Annotated in this window: 15 protein-coding genes; 10 read left to right on the forward strand and 5 right to left on the reverse strand. The window is 63.3% G+C overall.

Features of this window, described 5'->3' with window-relative positions:
- Positions 1 to 27 precede the first annotated feature (27 nt).
- On the forward strand, positions 28 to 1,056 hold the full coding sequence (locus PspR32_RS01300; protein WP_159387993.1) for a type IV pilus twitching motility protein PilT: 1,029 nt from the start codon (positions 28 to 30) through the stop codon (positions 1,054 to 1,056).
- On the opposite strand, the gene PspR32_RS01305 is transcribed toward PspR32_RS01300, so the two are convergent.
- On the reverse strand, positions 1,053 to 1,763 hold the full coding sequence (locus tag PspR32_RS01305) for a C40 family peptidase (protein WP_374045260.1): 711 nt from the start codon (positions 1,761 to 1,763) through the stop codon (positions 1,053 to 1,055). The genes PspR32_RS01300 and PspR32_RS01305 overlap by 4 nt on opposite strands.
- A 169-nt stretch (positions 1,764 to 1,932) precedes the next feature.
- On the opposite strand from PspR32_RS01305, the gene PspR32_RS01310 reads away from it, so the two are divergent.
- Positions 1,933 to 2,352: an NINE protein gene (locus PspR32_RS01310; protein WP_010222217.1), complete on the forward strand. Its 420-nt coding sequence runs from the start codon at positions 1,933 to 1,935 to the stop codon at positions 2,350 to 2,352.
- A 48-nt stretch (positions 2,353 to 2,400) separates the two neighbouring features.
- On the opposite strand, the gene PspR32_RS01315 is transcribed toward PspR32_RS01310, so the two are convergent.
- From PspR32_RS01315 to PspR32_RS01325, 3 genes are all read right to left on the reverse strand, one after another.
- Complete coding sequence (locus PspR32_RS01315; RefSeq protein ID WP_010222218.1) at positions 2,401 to 3,090, reverse strand: SPOR domain-containing protein; 690 nt, start codon at positions 3,088 to 3,090, stop codon at positions 2,401 to 2,403.
- Position 3,091: 1 nt separating this feature from the next.
- Positions 3,092 to 4,828, reverse strand: coding sequence for an arginine--tRNA ligase (gene argS / locus PspR32_RS01320; RefSeq protein ID WP_159387994.1), 1,737 nt, complete (start codon positions 4,826 to 4,828; stop codon positions 3,092 to 3,094).
- A gap of 161 nt (positions 4,829 to 4,989) precedes the next feature.
- On the reverse strand, positions 4,990 to 7,209 hold the full coding sequence (locus tag PspR32_RS01325; protein WP_159387995.1) for a primosomal protein N': 2,220 nt from the start codon (positions 7,207 to 7,209) through the stop codon (positions 4,990 to 4,992).
- A gap of 171 nt (positions 7,210 to 7,380) precedes the next feature.
- On the opposite strand from PspR32_RS01325, the gene rpmE reads away from it, so the two are divergent.
- The 3 genes from rpmE (at position 7,381) to PspR32_RS01340 (ending at position 9,867) form a co-directional block, all read left to right on the forward strand.
- Positions 7,381 to 7,596, forward strand: a complete 216-nt coding sequence (gene rpmE, locus PspR32_RS01330; RefSeq protein WP_010222223.1) for a 50S ribosomal protein L31 — start codon at positions 7,381 to 7,383, stop codon at positions 7,594 to 7,596.
- A gap of 2 nt (positions 7,597 to 7,598) precedes the next feature.
- Positions 7,599 to 8,420, forward strand: a complete 822-nt coding sequence (locus PspR32_RS01335; RefSeq protein WP_026001258.1) for a thermonuclease family protein — start codon at positions 7,599 to 7,601, stop codon at positions 8,418 to 8,420.
- A gap of 178 nt (positions 8,421 to 8,598) precedes the next feature.
- Complete coding sequence (locus PspR32_RS01340) at positions 8,599 to 9,867, forward strand: malic enzyme-like NAD(P)-binding protein (RefSeq protein ID WP_010222225.1); 1,269 nt, start codon at positions 8,599 to 8,601, stop codon at positions 9,865 to 9,867.
- Between the two features lie 170 nt (positions 9,868 to 10,037).
- Here PspR32_RS01340 and PspR32_RS01345 read toward each other — a convergent pair whose 3' ends face one another.
- Positions 10,038 to 12,491: a penicillin-binding protein 1A gene (locus PspR32_RS01345; protein ID WP_374045261.1), complete on the reverse strand. Its 2,454-nt coding sequence runs from the start codon at positions 12,489 to 12,491 to the stop codon at positions 10,038 to 10,040.
- Positions 12,492 to 12,499: 8 nt separating this feature from the next.
- Between PspR32_RS01345 and pilM the strand changes: the two genes are divergently transcribed.
- The 5 genes from pilM (at position 12,500) to aroB (ending at position 17,580) form a co-directional block, all read left to right on the forward strand.
- Entirely contained in the window at positions 12,500 to 13,747 is a 1,248-nt protein-coding gene (gene pilM / locus PspR32_RS01350; protein ID WP_159387996.1) for a pilus assembly protein PilM, read from the forward strand.
- Positions 13,744 to 14,595: a pilus assembly protein PilP gene (locus tag PspR32_RS01355; RefSeq protein WP_159387997.1), complete on the forward strand. Its 852-nt coding sequence runs from the start codon at positions 13,744 to 13,746 to the stop codon at positions 14,593 to 14,595. The genes pilM and PspR32_RS01355 overlap by 4 nt, the downstream gene beginning before the upstream one ends.
- Before the next feature lie 24 nt (positions 14,596 to 14,619).
- Complete coding sequence (locus PspR32_RS01360) at positions 14,620 to 15,861, forward strand: type IV pilus secretin PilQ (RefSeq protein WP_232531789.1); 1,242 nt, start codon at positions 14,620 to 14,622, stop codon at positions 15,859 to 15,861.
- A 4-nt stretch (positions 15,862 to 15,865) separates the two neighbouring features.
- Entirely contained in the window at positions 15,866 to 16,384 is a 519-nt protein-coding gene (aroK, locus tag PspR32_RS01365) for a shikimate kinase AroK (protein ID WP_010222231.1), read from the forward strand.
- Positions 16,385 to 16,482: 98 nt separating this feature from the next.
- The gene (gene aroB, locus PspR32_RS01370) at positions 16,483 to 17,580 is read left to right on the forward strand and encodes a 3-dehydroquinate synthase (protein WP_010222232.1); all 1,098 of its coding nucleotides are present in this window, start codon (positions 16,483 to 16,485) and stop codon (positions 17,578 to 17,580) included.

Raw genomic sequence — 17,580 nt, forward strand, 5'->3', positions numbered from 1 at the left:
CCTGCTTGGCGGTCTTTGGGGAGTCTCATGGATGTGACTGAACTACTGGCGCTGGCGGTACGGGCCGGTGCCTCCGACCTGCACCTGGCGGCGGGCGAAGTACCGGCGCTGCGTCTTGAGGGGCGCTTGAGCCCGCTGCCGCTGCCGCTGCTGACGCAGCAACACATGGATGAACTGCTCGCGCAAATCATGTCTGAGGCGCAGCAAAAGGATTTTGAAACACATTTGGACGTCGACTTTGCCTTCGCCGTGCCAGCATTGGCGCGCTTTCGGGTCAATGTGTTCCAGCAGTTGCAGGGCGCTGCGGCGGTGCTGCGGATGATTCCGGCGCAGGTCAGCAGCCTGGCCGAGCTGGGTCTTGGGGATGTGTTTCGACAGATTGCCGAGCTGGCGGGCGGACTGGTGCTGGTCACCGGGCCCACCGGTTCGGGTAAGTCAACCACCCTCGCGGCCCTGGTCGATCACCTGAACCGCGAGCGGCCATTGCATATCGTCACCCTCGAGGACCCCATCGAGTTTATCCACAGCTCGCAGCGTAGCCGGATCAGTCAGCGCGAGATCGGCCGGCACAGCCATGGTTTTGCCCAGGCATTGCGTGCGGCGCTGCGTCAGGACCCGGATGTGATCATGCTCGGTGAGCTGCGCGACCCGCAGACGATACGCCTGGCGCTGACTGCGGCGGAAACCGGGCACCTGGTGCTGGCCACGGTACACACCGGGTCGGCGGCGAAAACCATCGATCGCCTGGTGGATGTGTTTGCCGCCGAGGAGAAGCAACTGGTGCGCGCGATGCTGGCCGAGTCGCTGCAGGCGGTGGTCTCGCAGGTATTGGTCGAGCGTGTAGGCGGTGGGCGGGTGGCGGCCCATGAGATCCTGCTGGCAACGCCGGCAGTGCGTAACCTGGTCCGTGAGGGCAAGGTGGCGCAGCTCTATTCGGCGATTCAGACAGGTGGAGCGCAGGGCATGCAGACCCTGGACGGATGTCTGCAGGGCCTGGTGCGGCAAGGGCTGGTCAGCCCCGACAGCGCTCGTGAGCGGGCGCCGGGACGTTTCTAGCGCTTGGCCAGGGCCAGTTGCTGGCTTTTTGGCAGGACGCGTTTGGCAACCACGTAGCGGCTTTGCCAGTAAGGTTTGTTCAGGGTGTCGATGCTGACCCGCTTGCCGGTGCGCGGCGCGTGGATGAAGCGGTCGTTACCCAGGTAGATGGCGACGTGGTTGACCCGGCGGCTCTTGATGTTGAAGAAGATCAGGTCGCCCGGCTTGAGGTCGTTGCGGTCGACCTTGATACCGTGGCCGCTGGCCATGGCGTTGGAGGTGCGTGGCAGGTCGACTTCATCGATGTCATTGAAGGCGTACTTGACCAGGCCGCTGCAGTCAAAGCCCTTGCTCGGGCTGCTGCCGCCCCAGCGGTACGGGGTGCCGAGCACGTTGACCGCACGGCTGAGCACATCGCTGCTCTGCTGCGGCGACATGGCCGCGGCGACCGGTAGCGGCTTGCTCGAACGGGCGCTGCGCTTGGGGCTGTGCTGGATGTTGCTGCTGACGTTCTTGTATGGACGTGCAGCAGTGGAATTGGAGGTATACCCGGAGAAACCGTTGGGTAGCCGTTGCTCACGATTGGTGGCGTGGGCGGCCAGTGGCAATAATAGGCAGATGGTCAGCCATGTCTTGAAAAAAGGACGCATAGGCAGGGCTCTAGGTAGGTTAGCGCGCAACTTTATAACAGCTTTTTGATCAAATTCTGATCCGTTGGTCGATTCCAGGTGCCGGCAAAAACCGCCAGAAGCGGCGATTGGCCTGCATTTGAAAGGCGTGGGCCAGACAGGATAGGGGTTTGCGGCGGGTGGGGTGGAAAATGACCACACGTCGGGTCGCCAGAGAAAAGTCACATTTTTCTTTAGAAAATTTATCGATAACCCACAGGGGCTATGAATGAACAGTTATCAACAGGGCAGTCAGTTGCACGACACCCACAGCAAAGTGATCGGTTATCTGCTGTGGATTTTTGGCTTCACCGGCGCGCACCGCTTCTACTACGGCAAACCGGTCACCGGCACCCTCTGGTTCTTCACCCTGGGCCTATTGGGCATTGGCTGGCTGATCGACCTGTTCCTGATCCCGGCGATGGACCGCGAAGCCGACCTGCGCTTTCAGCCAGGTCCACTGGACTACAGCCTGGCGTGGATCCTACTGACCTTCCTGGGGGTGTTTGGCGTGCACCGCATGTACCAGGGCAAGTGGATCACTGGCCTGATCTACCTGTGCACCGGCGGGCTGTTTCTGGTGGGTGTGCTGTATGACTTCTGGACGCTCAATACCCAGGTGTCACTGGCCAACGCCCAGCGGCGTTAAAGCCTGAGGCCTTGTCGCAGTGCGCTGCGACAAGGCCTTGGGGCGGGGTTACTGGCGGGTCTGGCGTTGCTGCAACAGCAAGTTGCTGAAGCCGCTGCCGGCCAGTTGCTTCTGCGCCACGGTCAGCTGTTCACGGTTGCTGAACGGGCCAACCAGTACGCGGTACCAGGTTTCTTCCTTGACCGTTCCGGATTCCACCTTGACCGCCTGGCCGAGCAGGATGATCTGCGCGCGAACCTTGTCGGCATCCGCCTGCTTGCGGAACGAACCGGCCTGCAGGAAGAACTGGGTGGTCGCCGCTGGCTTGATCACCGGTGGCGCCGGTGGCGGGGTCAGGCCGTTCAGCGCCGCCTGGGCCCGGGCGGTGTCGATCTTCGCCGCTTCCGCCGGGGTTACCGGTGGTTGCGCCGGTACCGGCGGGGTTTTCTCCGGCACCGCTTCAGGCGGCACGATCACTTCCGATTCCGGCAGCAGGGTATAGAAGTCGTACTTCGGTTTTACCGGCTGCTGCGGGCTTGGCGTGGTCTTGTTGGCCTCGGCGACCTTCTCGGCCTTCTGCTGCTCGGGCTTGCTGCGCTTGACCTCGTCGTTGCCGGGCTCGAGCTTCATCAGGAAAACGACAAAGGCGCCCACCGACAGGCCGATCGCCAGCCACAGCCAGCCCGGGATCGGTTGCTTGGCAGGTGGCTGATAGCGACTGGCGCCGCGCTTGGGTGCGGGTTTTTTCTTGGCAGCCAACTTACATGCGCTCCAGGGTTTCCAGGCCGAGCAGTTCCAGACCTTGCTTGAGGGTGCGGCCAGTCAGGGCCGCCAGACGCAGGCGGCTCTGCTGTTGTTCAGGGGTGTCGGCGGCAAGGATCGGGCAGTTCTCGTAGAAGCTGGAGAACAGGCCGGCAACGTCGTACAGATAGGCGCACAGCACGTGCGGCGTGCCTTTTTCGGCGACGTTGTTCAGGATCTCGCCGAACTGCGCCAGGCGCGCGGCCAGGTCCTGCTCCTGTGGCGCTTGCAGGATGATCTGGCCGTCGACTTCATCGAAGTCCTTGCCCAGCTTGCGGAACACGCCGGCAACGCGGGTGTAGGCGTACAGCAGGTAAGGCGCGGTGTTGCCTTCGAAGTTGAGCATCAGCTCGAAGTTGAAGCTGTAGTCGCTGGTGCGGTGCTTGGACAGGTCGGCGTACTTCACCGCGCCAATCCCCACCACTTCGCCGATGGCGCGCAGGTCGGCCTCGGCCAGCTCCGGGTTCTTCTCCTTGACCAGGGCGTAGGCACGTTCCTTGGCTTCGGTGAGCAGGTCGATCAGCTTCACCGTGCCGCCGTCGCGAGTCTTGAACGGGCGGCCGTCGGCACCGTTCATGGTGCCGAAGCCCATGTGTTCCATCTGCATCGGGTGGCCGACGAAACCGGCGCGGCGGGCCACTTCGAAGACCTGGTTGAAGTGCAGGGCCTGGCGCTGGTCGACAAAGTACAGGGCGCGGTCGGCCTTGAGCACGTTGCTGCGGTAGCGCACGGCGGCAAGGTCGGTGGTGGCGTACAGGTAGCCGCCGTCGGCTTTCTGTACGATCACTGGCAGCGGCTCGCCTTCGGCGGTCTTGAACTCTTCAAGGAACACGCACTGGGCGCCCTTGCTCTCAACCAGCAGGCCCTTGGCCTTGAGGTCGTTGACGACATTGGCCAGGTCATCGTTGTAGGCGCTTTCGCCCATAACGTCGGCCATGGTCAGCTTGACGTTGAGCAGCTCGTAGGTCTTCTGGCAGTGCGACAGCGAAATGTCCTTGAAGCGGGTCCACAGCTTCAGGCATTCCGGGTCGCCGGCTTGCAGCTTGACCACCAGGCCGCGAGCGCGGTCGGCGAACGCTTCGGATTCGTCGAAGCGTTTTTTCGCCGCACGGTAGAAGTTTTCCAGGTCCGACAGCTCGTCGCTGGTGATCGGGTTTTCCTGCAGATAAGCCATCAGCATGCCGAACTGGGTGCCCCAGTCGCCGACGTGGTTCTGACGGATCACGTCATCGCCGAGGAACTCCAGCACGCGCGACACGGCGTCACCGATGATGGTCGAGCGCAGGTGGCCAACGTGCATCTCCTTGGCCAGGTTCGGTGCCGACAGGTCGACCACCACCTTCTGCTGCGGGCCGGCTTTCTTCACGCCCAGCTTGGCGTCGGCCAGGGCCGCATCCAGGCGGGAGGCCAGGGCCTGGGTATTCTGGAAGAAGTTGAGAAAGCCCGGGCCGGCAATCTCGACCTTGCTGACCTGCTCGTCGGCAGGCAGGGCGGCGATGAGCTTCTCGGCCAGGTCGCGCGGCTTCATGCCGGCAGGCTTGGCCAGCATCATCGCGATGTTGCTGGCGAAGTCGCCGTGAGTCTTGTCCCGGGCGTTCTCCACCTGGATCGCCGGCGTCAGCCCTTCAGGCAGCACACCGTCGGTGACGAGTTGGGTGAGGGCTTGCTGGATCAGCTGGCGAATGGTGTCTTTCATGGGCTTCTCTTTCGACCGCAAGCGCGGCGGCGCTTCGATGCGCAGGTGGAAAAACTGGACATTATCCGTTGCCGGGGCGAGGTTGCCAACCTTTGGGGCGCTATCGCGGGGCAAGCCCGCTCCTACAGGGGTGTGTAGGAGCGGGCTTGCCCCGCGATGGATCAGTACAAATCCACCGGATCGACATCCAGCGACCAACGCACCTGGCGCCCGGACGGCATCTGCTCCAACACTAGCAACCAGGCGCTGATCAGTCGATGCAAAGGTGCCCGGGCATTGGCCTGGAGCAACAATTGCGCACGAAACCGCCCGGCACGGCGCTCCATCGGCGCCGGTACCGGGCCGAGCAGCTCGATACCGTGCAGGCCCTGTTCGGCCAATAACTGTTCGGCGGCGCTGCAGGCTTCATCGAGAAAACCCTCGGCTTGCCCCGGCTTGTGCGCCTCAGCGCGCAACAGGGCCAAGTGCGCGAAAGGCGGCAGGCCGGCGGCGCGGCGCTCGCTCAAGGCCTGCTCGGCGAAGGCGAAGTAGCCCTGTTCGGTCAGTTGCACCAACAAAGGATGGTCGGCCAGGTGGGTCTGGATGATCACCTTGCCCGGCTCCTCGGCGCGCCCGGCCCGGCCGGCAACCTGGACGATCATCTGCGCCATGCGCTCGCTGGCGCGAAAATCCCCCGAGAACAGGCCGCCATCGGCATCGAGGATCGACACCAGGGTCACCCGCGGAAAGTGGTGGCCCTTGGCGAGCATCTGGGTGCCAACGAGGATGCACGGCTGGCCGCGCTGGATGGTGGCGAACAACTGGTTCATCGCATCCTTGCGCGAGGTGCTGTCGCGGTCGACGCGCAGCACCGGGTAATCGGGAAAAAGAATGCTCAGGCGCTCTTCGGCGCGCTCGGTGCCGGCGCCGACCGGGCGCAGGTCGACCTTGTTGCACTGCGGGCACTGGCGCGGCACCCGCTCGTCATAACCGCAGTGGTGGCAGCGCAGCTCGTTGGAGCGCTGGTGCACGGTCATCCGCGCATCGCAGCGCGGGCACTCGGACATCCAGCCGCAGTCATGGCACAGCAGCGTCGGGGCAAAGCCGCGGCGGTTGAGGAACACCAGCACCTGCTGGCCGGCCGCCAGGGTCTGGCCGATGGCTTGCTGCATCGGCCCGCTGATGCCGCTGTCCAGTGGCCGGCTTTTTACATCCAGACGCAAGAAGCGCGGCTGCTGGGCGCCGCCAGCACGCTGATTGAGGCGCAGCAGGCCGTAGCGGCCGCTGTGGGCATTGTGCAGGCTCTCCAGCGAAGGCGTGGCCGAACCCAGCAGGATCGGGATGTTCTCCTGGCGTGCGCGCACCAGCGCCAGGTCGCGGGCGTGGTAGCGCAGGCCTTCCTGCTGCTTGTACGAGCCGTCGTGCTCTTCGTCGATGATGATCAGCCCCGGGTTTTTCATCGGCGTGAACAATGCCGAGCGGGTGCCGATGATGATGTCGGCCTCGCCGTCGCGGGCGGCGAGCCAGGCGTCCAGGCGCTCGCGGTCGTTGACCGCCGAGTGCAGCAGGGCGATGCGCGCGTTGAAGCGCTGCTCGAAGCGCGCCAGGGTTTGCGGCCCGAGGTTGATCTCCGGGATCAGGATCAGCGCCTGCTTGCCGGCTTCCAGGGCTTCGCGGATCAGCTGCAGGTAGACCTCGGTCTTGCCGCTGCCGGTAACCCCGGCCAGTAAAAACGCATGAAAGCTGTCAAAACCCGAGCGTACGGCATTGAAGGCGGCGCGCTGCTCGTCGTTCAGGGGTAGTTCCGGCTGCGCCAACCAGCGCTCGTGGCGCTCCTGGGGCAGGTGGCGGCGTACTTCGACCTGGACCAGTTCCTTGGCCAGCAGCAGGTCGAGGCTGTCCTTGCTCAACATCAGCTTGCTCAGCAAGGTATGGGCAACACCGTGGGGATGTTGCGCCAAGGTTGCCAGGGCTTCGCGCTGGCGCGGCGCGCGGGCGATGCGCGGGTCGTCCAGGCGAGCGCCCGGAGCCACTTGCCAGAAGCGCTCCTGGCGCGCTTGCGCCGGTTCGCCCTGGCGCAGCAGCACCGGTAGGGCCCAGCTCAAGGTGTCGCCGAGGCTGTGCTGATAATATTGCGCGGTCCACAGGCACAGCTTGAACAGCGCCGGCGGCACCGGCGACACCGGGTCGAGCAGGGCTATGGCCGGCTTCAGTTTGTCGGCCGGCACCTCGCTGGTGTCGCTGATCTCGATGAGTATCCCGATCATCTCGCGCCGACCGAACGGCACGCGGATGCGCATGCCCGGGGTCAGTGCCTGGCGCGCCATGCTCGCCGGTGCCCTGTAGTCGAACAGCCGCCGCAGAGGCGAGGGCAGGGCAAGGCGTAGAATGACGTCGGACACGCGAAAGGTTCTCTGCAGGGGAATTCCAGGACCCGGCGAGCCTAGCAGACGACCGCCGGTGTAAGCGACAACTTGCGTTGGCTGTTTGCTCTGGTATTATTCGGACCCTATTTTGCGTGCGGTATTCAACAATGGTGTTGAGTGGCGGCACGTCAGCACTGAGGAAACACCATGAAAGCCGATATCCATCCGGTATACGAAGCTGTAGAAGTTACCTGCAGCTGCGGTAACAAATTCGAAACTCGCTCGACTCTGGCCAAGGCCCTGCCGATCGACGTTTGCAACCTCTGCCACCCGTTCTACACCGGTAAGCAGAAGGTCCTGGACACCGGCGGCCGCGTACAGAAGTTCGCAGATCGCTTCGGCATGTTCGGTGCCAAGAAGTAAGATTGCGCGAAGCTGGCCCCATGGGTTTGGCATTGCTGCTGAAAAAGGCGTCCCTCGCGGGCGCCTTTTTTATGGGCGCGATTTGGCAGTTGCCGGCCCTGGCGTTCTGCGCGGCGCCTGTCGATGCACAGGTGGTCAGCGTGCGTCAGGTGGTCGACGGCGATACCTTGCGTCTGAATGATGGGCGCAGTGTCCGCCTGATCGGTATCAATGCACCGGAAATCGGTCGCAAAGGTCGCACCAGTGAAGCCTTCGCCGAGGCCGCGCGCCAGCGTTTGCAAGCCCTGGTCAAGGCCAGTGGCGGCGAGGTAAGCCTGGTTCCGGGCGTCGAGCCGCGGGACAAATACGGCCGCACTCTGGCTCATGTCTACGGCCGTTCTGGCGACAATTTCGAAGCACAATTGCTCAGTGAAGGTCTTGGCTACCGGGTTGCGGTCGCGCCCAACGTCGCCCTGACTGTCTGCCAGGAGCAGGCCGAGCGTGCCGCTCGTCAGGCTGGCAAAGGCCTGTGGCGGCAATCGCCACTGACCCCGGCGAGCGAGTTGCGACAGTCTGGCTTTGCGCTGATAAGTGGCAAGGTGATGGATATCGAGCGCAATCGCGGGGGGATCTGGATTGAAATCGACGATGCCCTGGTGCTCCAGGTACCCGCGCGGTTGCAGCGCAATTTCCCCTCTTCCTTCTTTGCTGAGCTGAAAGGTCGATCCATTGAGGCCCGCGGTTGGGTGCTGGATCGTTCCCGCAAAGGTGGCCTGAAGCCTGGTCAGCAGCGCTGGCTGCTGCCGCTGACCGATCCGTCGATGCTGGAAAGGGTCGAAAGATAAAAAATTGTCTACATTTTTAATTTCAATTGTACACATCAAAACCCTTGCGGGCTGCGGCTCTTGGCGGAAAGTCGTAGGTTAAAGGCCTTGACACAAGTGACCGGGCAGTCTTGTCGGCCCTTTGCTCTTTGCGTATCCTCGGCGGTCCGTCAGAACAGTAAATAGCGGAATGCCCACCATGTCAGATTTGAAAACCGCCGCTCTCGAATACCATGCTCAGCCTCGTCCGGGGAAACTGAGCGTCGAGCTCACCAAGCCTACCGCGACTGCTCGCGACCTGGCGCTGGCCTACAGCCCTGGCGTGGCCGAGCCGGTACGTGAAATTGGTCGCGATCCGGAACTGGCCTACAAGTACACCGGCAAGGGCAATCTGGTAGCAGTCATTTCCGACGGCACCGCCATCCTTGGCCTGGGTAACCTCGGCCCACTGGCCTCCAAGCCGGTCATGGAAGGCAAGGGTGTTCTGTTCAAGCGTTTCGCCGGTATCGACGTGTTCGACATCGAAGTCGACGCCGAGAGCCCGCAGGCCTTCATCGACACCGTCAAGCGTATCTCCATCACCTTCGGTGGCATCAACCTGGAAGACATCAAGGCGCCAGAGTGCTTTGAAATCGAGCGCGCGCTGATCGAACAGTGCGACATTCCGGTATTCCACGATGACCAGCACGGCACCGCGATCGTTACCGCCGCCGGCATGATCAACGCCCTGGAAATCGCTGGCAAAAACCTGGCCGACGCCAAGATCGTCTGCCTGGGCGCCGGTGCTGCCGCCATCTCCTGCATGAAACTGCTGGTGAGCATGGGCGCGCAGATCGAGAACATCTTCATGGTTGACCGCACTGGCGTGATCCACGCTGGCCGTGACGACCTGAACCAGTACAAGGCGGTGTTCGCCCACGCTACCGACAAGCGCACCCTGGCTGACGCCCTGCAAGGCGCTGACGTGTTCGTCGGCCTGTCCGGCCCGAACCTGCTGAGCGCTGAAGGCCTGAAGTCGATGGCGCCGAACCCAATCGTGTTCGCCTGCTCCAACCCTGATCCAGAGATCTCCCCGGAGCTGGCTCACGCCACCCGTGATGACGTGATCATGGCCACCGGTCGTTCCGACTACCCGAACCAGGTCAACAACGTACTGGGCTTCCCGTTCATCTTCCGTGGTGCCCTGGACGTTCGCGCCAAGCGCATCAACGAAGAGATGAAGATCGCCGCCGCCAACGCCCTGAAAGACCTGGCCAAGCTGCCAGTGCCGAAGGAAGTCTGCGCAGCCTACGGCGTCGACTCCCTGGAATTTGGCCGTGAGTACATCATTCCGAAGCCGATGGATGCCCGTCTGATCACCGTCGTTTCCGATGCCGTGGCCAAGGCTGCGATCGAGACCGGCGTGGCAACCCTGCCGTATCCGAAGAACTACCCGCTGAAAAACGTGGATGACGTGTTCAACGGCTAAGCTGTTGTAGCGTTGTAACAAAAAGCCCCGGCTCGTGAGAGTCGGGGCTTTTTTGTGGGTGACGGCTGTGGATCGGTTTTGGCTTCATCGCTGGCAAGCCAGCTCCCACAGAGGCTGATGGGGCCTGTTTCAGTGTGGGAGCGGGCTTGCCCCGCGCTGGGGGCTGGCCATCAGAACAGATCGATCGGTGCCGCCTCATCCGCTGGCAGCGGGCTACCCGGCGCGCTGCCGTTGCCCAGCTCATTGACCGATGGCGGAGTGTCTTCGGCCTTGAACAGCTCGAAGTAGGCATTCGGCGTGCTCGGTGTGGCCGCGCGACCGCTGACCGGGTCGACGCGCAGGCTGAGGATGCCTTCCGGCTCGGCCGGTGCATGGTTGGGCTTGTCCTTGAGCGCAGCGCCCATGTAGTTCATCCAGATCGGCAGTGCCACGGTACCGCCGTATTCGCGACGGCCGAGGGTTTCCGGCTGGTCGAAACCGGTCCACACCGTGGTCACGTAATCGGCGTTATAGCCGGAGAACCAGGCGTCCTTGGACTCGTTGGTGGTGCCGGTCTTGCCTGCCAGGTCGGTACGGCCCAGGGCCAGGGCCCGGCGCCCGGTACCGCGTTTGATCACGTCCTGGAGCATGCTGGTGAGGATGTAGGTAGTGCGCCCGTCGACGATGCGCTCGGCCACGGCAGGGGGCTGGACGACGTCTGCAGCCGGGTTGCTGGCAACGGTGCTCAGGCCTTCACCCGGCAGTTGGCTGGTGATCGGCTGCTCTGGCGCGGCGATGCCGGCCTCGACCTGCTCGGCTTGCGGGACCCGCGGCGGGTTGGCGGTGAACAGGGTCTCGCCGTTGCGGCTCTCGATGCGTTCGATCAGGTACGGGCTGATCTTGTAGCCGCCGTTGGCAAAGGTGCTCCAGCCGGTGGCGATTTCCATCGGCGTCAGGGTCGCGGTGCCCAGGGCCAGGGACAGGTTGGGCGGCAGGTCCTGCTTGTTGAAGCCGAACTTGCTGATGTAGTCGATGGTCGAGCTGACGCCCATGGCCTGCAGCAGGCGGATCGATACCAGGTTGCGCGACTTGTACAGCGCCTCGCGCATGCGGATCGGGCCGAGGAAGGTGTTGGTGTCGTTTTTCGGGCGCCAGACCTTGTCCAGGTACTCGTCGACGAACACGATAGGTGCGTCGTTGACCAGGCTGGCGGCGGTGTAGCCGTTGTCCAGCGCGGCGCTGTACACGAACGGCTTGAAGCTCGAGCCCGGCTGACGCTTGGCCTGCATGGCGCGGTTGTAGTTGCTCTGCTCGAACGAGAAGCCGCCGACCAGGGCGCGGATCGCACCGCTGTTCGGGTCCAGCGATACCAGGGCGCTCTGCGCTCCCGGTACCTGGCTGAACTTGAGGCTGCCGTCGTCCAGGCGCTGGACGCGAATCAGGTCGCCGACCTGGGCAACGTCCGAAGGCTGCTGCGGCGCGCGACCCTGGCTGTTGGTGTTGAGGAACGGGCGGGCCCACTTCATGGTCTCCCAGGCCACGCTTTCCTGATTGCCGGCGCGGGTCAGAACCTGCAGGCCGGCCTTGCTGACGTCGGTGACGATCACAGGTTCCAGGCCGCCCAGCGGGCGCTGCTTGCTCAGCTCCTGCCGCCAGGCGTCGCGGGTCTTGCCCGGGAAGCGCGATTCGGGGCCACGGTAGCCGTGGCGCTCATCGTAGGTGGTCAGGCCATTGAGTACCGCTTTGTTGGCGATTTCCTGCAGGTCGCTTGGCACCGTGGTGGTGACACGGAAGCCTTCGGTGTAGGCATCGCTGCCGTAGCGGCCGACCATTTCGGCGCGGGCCATTTCGGCGATGTAAGGGGCGTTAACTTCCGGGGTCGGTACGTGGTAGCTGGCGTTGATCGGCTCGGCCAGGGCAGCCTGGTAGCTGGCTTCGTCGATCTTGCCGAGCTTGTACATGCGCCCCAGGATCCAGTCGCGGCGCTCTTTGGCGCGCACCGGGTTGGCCAATGGGTTGAAGCGCGACGGTGCTTTAGGCAGGCCGGCGATCATCGCCATCTGCGCCAGGCTCACATCGCGGATCGATTTGCCGTAGTACACCTGCGCTGCGGCCTCGATGCCGTAGGCGCGGTTGCCCAGGTAGATCTTGTTGACGTACAGCTCGAGGATCTCGTCCTTGGTCAGTTCGCGTTCGATCTGCAGGGCCAGGAGAATCTCGTTGGTCTTGCGCGAGAAGCTGCGTTCGCTGCTGAGGAAGAAGTTCTTCGCCACCTGCATGGTGATGGTGCTGCCGCCGGTCTGGATGTGCCCGGACTTGAGCAATTGTGTTGCAGCACGCATCAGGCTGCTGGGGTCGACGCCATAGTGATTGGCGAAATTGTCGTCTTCGGCCGAGAGCAGAGCCTGGATGAAATGCGGCGGAATGTCGGCGAAACGGATGGGCGAGCGGCGCATTTCGCCAAACTCGGCAATCAGTTTGCCGTCGCTGCTGTAGACCCGCAAAGGGATCTGCAACTGGATGCTTCTGAGGGCCTCTACCGAGGGCAAGCTGGGGCTAAGATACAGAAATGCGCCGCTCAGACCGAGCATGAGCGCGCAGATGACTGCGACGAAAGACCACCAGAAGAACTTCAGCAGGCGTATCAAGGCTTTTGGGCGTCCAGATAGAAGAATGGGTTGCGCGCGGGGCCAGCGGACAAAGGATAAACGCTGGGCATTATAAGCATTTTTCAACTCGCCGCGTTACGCGCGCGGCTACCGCCAGCAAGGAAAAACCAATGCTAGGACGCTTCGGCATGGATGCCGGTTCACTCCTGGGGATAGAAATTGCCCTGCCGTCCATCCGACTGGTGCAGTTGCACCGGCGCAAAGGCGCCTGGTGCGTGCGGGCCTGGGCGCTTGAGCCGCTGCCTGCAGGGGCCGTGGTAGACGGTTGGATTGCCGACCCCGAGGTGGTCGGCCAAGCCTTGAAACGCGCACTGCAGCGCAGCGGCAGCCGCTGTCGGCAGGGCGCTGTGGCCTTGCCGGCTACGCGGGCCATCAGCAAATTACTGACGCTGCCGGCTGGCCTGGGCGATGCCGAAGTCGCTGCGCGCGTGCACGATGCCGCCGAGCAGTTCATCCCCTTTGACCTTGAAGATACCGCGCTGGATTACCAGGTTCTTGAACCGGTTGCAGGCGATGCATCCAGCGTGCAGGTGGCGATTACCGCCTGCCATCGCGGCATGCTGGATGTGCTGGAAGCCACCTTTGAGGTCGCAGGGCTGAGCGCCAGGGTGCTGGAAATCGATACTCATGCAGTGCAGCGTGCAACCACAGGCGAGGCGGCTGTTCTGCAGCTCGACGCCGAGCTGGCGCACGTGGCATCGAACCTGCGCGTGGCCTGTGGCCTGGCGATGTGGGAATGCGGGCTAAACCTGTTGCCGTGGCGCGAGCGCCGCCATCGCCTGCGTATTCGAAGGTTTCAGGCTGGCTGTGCAGCCGTTGTGCTGCTGGCTGCCGTTACCACCGGGTTCGTCGACCTCCATTACCGGGGCGTGCTGCAGGAGCAGGCGCTGAGCCTGGCCACGCTCAAGCGGGAGGGCGGGCAGCCGGAGCCTGAAGCCCTGCTGCATGAGCTGCGTCAGTTGGAGGGCCTGCAGGCTGGCCGTTTTTTTGCCGTGGATGTGCTTGAACATATTGAGCAGGCCATGCCCGACGGTCTGTACCTCACCGCCCTGAGCCAGGAGCTGACTGCGCTCAAACTCACTGGAATGGCTCAGTCGGCCGCTTTGGTTGCGCAATTGGCAGGTAACCTGTCGTCCTCACCCTTGATCAGTTCTGCCGAGTTGCAGCAGATAAGTGCGGTCGAGGAAGGCCATGCGTTTGAGTTGGCCGCGGCATTGAAGGTAGCGCCTTGAGCCTCTGGGGCCCGGTGGCACAGCGTGCCTGGCCCGTGCAGGTGATGCTGCTGATGGGGTTGCTGGCACTGCTGGCGAGCGTGGCCTACGCCGTGCATTTGCGGCCTTTGCTGATGCAGGTTGGCCAAGGGACCGATCCATTACCGCACGAGGGCGCAAGCAGTGCCGAGCAGGTGGCATTGCACAGCCGTCTGCAACAAGCCCGTTGGCAATTGTCGTCGGGGCGCGACGAGCCTGCGGTGTTCGAAACCCTGTCCCGCCTGGCCGAGGCCCATGCGGTGGCCATCGAGCAGTTGCAGGTGCTCGAGGCGTCACCCGCTGAGCATTACCTTGAGCGGCCCCTGCAACTGCGTCTGCGTGGCACCTTTTCGGACCTTGCCGGGTTCTTCGCTGACCTGGCTGCGCAGCCGCGGCTGGTGACCGTGCATGGGCTGTCGCTCAAGCCGGCCGATGCGGGGCTTGTGCTCATGGAGCTGCAAGCCCGGACCTACCGGCATCACTCACTGTATGCCCTGGCGCAGGGCTTACCGCCAGAGCCTCCCGAGCGCCGAGCAGTTGCCGTGCTGCGCAACCCTTTTGCGCCTTCTGCGCTGCAGCCAGCCGCCGATGTTTTGCAGCGTCTGGCGCTGGAGCAGTTCGAGATGGTCGGTAGCTTGGCCAATCGTAGCGTCCGCTATGCACTGATTCAGGCTGATGGCCTTGTGCATCGGCTTCAGGTCGGTGACCGGCTGGGCCGTGATCAGGGGAAGGTTGTCGAGATAAGCGAGCGGCAGGTCGACGTTATCGAGCAGGTTTTTATTGCCGGCCAAGGCTGGCAACTGCGGCGGCGAACACTCGCCCTGCGTTGAAGGTGCTGGCCAGGGAGGTCATCGATGGGCAAGGGAGGTGTTATTGCAGCGCTGATAGGGGGCTGGCTGTTTGCCGGCGTCGTTGCGGGGAAGCAGCTGTATGGTGGCGAGCCGCTGTCGCTTAATTTCCAGGATGTCGAGGTACGTACGGTATTGCAGGTGCTGGCCGACTTTTCCGGGGTCAACCTGGTGGCCAGTGACGCGGTTCAAGGCAAGGTGACCTTGCGTTTGCAGGATGTGCCCTGGGACCAGGCGTTGGATCTGGTACTGCGCAGCAAGGGCCTGGAGCAGCGCAAGGACGGCAATGTGCTGCTGGTCGCACCGCGTGCCGAGCTGGCCGGTTCAGCGCCGTCGCGGCGCGAGCTGATCCCGATCCATCATGCCAAGGCCGCCGATATCGCCGAGTTGTTCCACGCCCTGATGGCCCATGAGGCCGGGGGCGCCAGCCACGGTTCGCTGAGTGTCGACGAGCGCACCAATACCCTGGTCGCCAGCCAGCCGCCAGAGCGTCTGGAAGAGCTGCGCAGGCTGATCGGCGAACTGGATGTACCGGTTCGTCAGGTGATGATCGAGGCGCGGATTGTCGAGGCCAATGTCGATTTCGAAAAGGCCCTGGGGGTGCGTTGGGGTGGCGCCGTGCAGGTGGGCAAGGGTTTGAGCCTCGGCAGCGCCGATACCTTTGTCGATCTTGGCGTGGATCGGGCCGCGTCCAGCATCGGCGTGGGCCTGGTGCGCAACAACGTACTGCTCGACCTGGAGCTCAGCGCCATGGAAAAGACCGGCAATGGCGAGATCATCTCCCAGCCCAAGGTGGTTACCGCCGACAAGGAAACCGCGCGGATCCTCAAGGGCACCGAGGTGCCGTATCAGGAAACCAGCGGCAGCGGCGCCACGTCCGTGACCTTCCGTGAGGCATCGCTGTCTCTGGAGGTGACCCCGCAGATCACCCCGGACAACCGGGTGATCATGGCGGTCAAGGTGACCAAGGACGAGCCCGACTACCTCAATGCCCTTGATCACGTGCCGGCGATCCGCAAGAACGAGGTCAACGCCAAGGTGCGCATCAATGATGGCGAGACCATCGTGATCGGCGGCGTGTACTCGACGGTGCAAAGTAAAGTTGTCGACAAGGTGCCATTTTTCGGCGATGTGCCGTATGTTGGGCGGCTGTTTCGTCGCGATGTTCTACAAGAGAAAAAATCCGAGCTGCTGGTCTTCCTGACTCCGCGTATCATGAGTGACCAGGCGATTGCTGTGAGTCGTTGATTCTGTGCGAAATTTGATACTTGTGGGGCCGATGGGTGCTGGCAAAAGCACCATTGGCCGCCTGCTGGCCAAAGAGCTGCGCCTGCCGTTCAAGGATTCCGACAAGGAAATTGAATTGCGCACCGGCGCCAATATCCCGTGGATCTTCGATAAAGAAGGCGAGCCGGGCTTTCGTGACCGCGAGCAGGCGATGATCGCCGAGCTCTGTGCGTTCGATGGCGTGGTGCTGGCTACCGGAGGCGGCGCGGTGATGCGCGATGCCAACCGCCAAGCCCTGCATGCCGGCGGGCGGGTGGTGTACCTGCACGCCTCGGTTGAGCAGCAGGTCGGGCGTACCTCGCGTGATCGCAACCGGCCTTTACTGCGCACGGCCAACCCGGAGGCGACCTTGCGCGCGCTGCTGGAGGTTCGCGACCCGCTTTACCGCGAGATTGCCGATCTGGTGGTGGAAACCGACGAACGGCCGCCGCGGATGGTGGTGCAGGATATTCTCGAGCGCTTGCAGAAGTTGCCGCCCCGTTAAGCCAGGACTATCCTCGCGACCAGTCATGCCGTGACAGGGCACACCGTTATCGCGCGGTTCGAGCCATCGATGCCGCGCCTAGTTCATTGTGGGGACACATGCAGACACTAAAGGTCGAATTGGGCGAACGTAGCTACCCGATCTACATTGGCGAAGGCCTGCTGGATCAACCTGAACTGCTGGCGCCGCATATTGCCGGCCGACAGGTCGCCATCGTGTCCAACGAGACTGTCGCACCCCTCTATCTGGAACGTTTGAGCAAGACCCTGGGGGCCTACTCGGTGCTGCCGGTGGTGCTGCCTGACGGCGAGGCCTACAAGAACTGGGAAACCCTGCAGCTGATCTTCGATGCGCTGCTGACTGCCCGCCACGACCGCCGCACTACCGTGGTTGCGCTTGGCGGTGGAGTGATTGGCGATATGGCCGGCTTTGCCGCCGCCTGCTACCAGCGCGGCGTGGATTTCATCCAGGTGCCGACAACCCTGCTGTCCCAGGTCGATTCGTCGGTGGGCGGCAAGACCGGTATCAACCACCCGCTGGGCAAGAACATGGTCGGTGCCTTCTATCAGCCCAATGCGGTGCTGATTGACACCCGCAGTCTCAATTCCCTGCCGCCGCGCGAGCTGTCGGCGGGCCTGGCCGAAGTGATCAAGTACGGCCTGATCTGTGACGAACCGTTCCTCGGTTGGCTCGAAGAGCACATGCAGGCCCTGCGCGGTCTCGACCAGGTGGCGCTGACCGAGGCCATCCGTCGTTCCTGCGCGGCCAAGGCCGCGGTGGTCGGTGCTGATGAACGTGAGTCCGGCGTGCGCGCCACCCTGAACCTGGGCCACACCTTTGGCCACGCCATCGAGACCCACATGGGCTATGGTGTGTGGCTTCACGGTGAGGCCGTCGCTGCCGGTACTGTCATGGCCCTGGAAATGTCCATGCGCCTGGGCTGGATCAGCCAGCAGGAGCGTGACCGTGGTATCCGTCTGTTCCAGAACGCAGGCTTGCCGGTGGTGCCGCCCGCCGAGATGACCCCGGCGCAGTTCATGGAGCACATGGCAGTAGATAAAAAGGTACTCGACGGTCGTCTGCGTCTGGTCCTGCTGCGCCGCATGGGCGAAGCGGTGGTCACCGACGACTATCCGAAAGAGATTCTTCAGGCCACGCTGGCCGCGGATTACCGCGCGATCGTGGCCCAGCTTTGA

The organism is Pseudomonas sp. R32 (assembly GCF_009866705.1).
GTDB classification, from domain to species: Bacteria; Pseudomonadota; Gammaproteobacteria; order Pseudomonadales; family Pseudomonadaceae; genus Aquipseudomonas; species Aquipseudomonas donghuensis.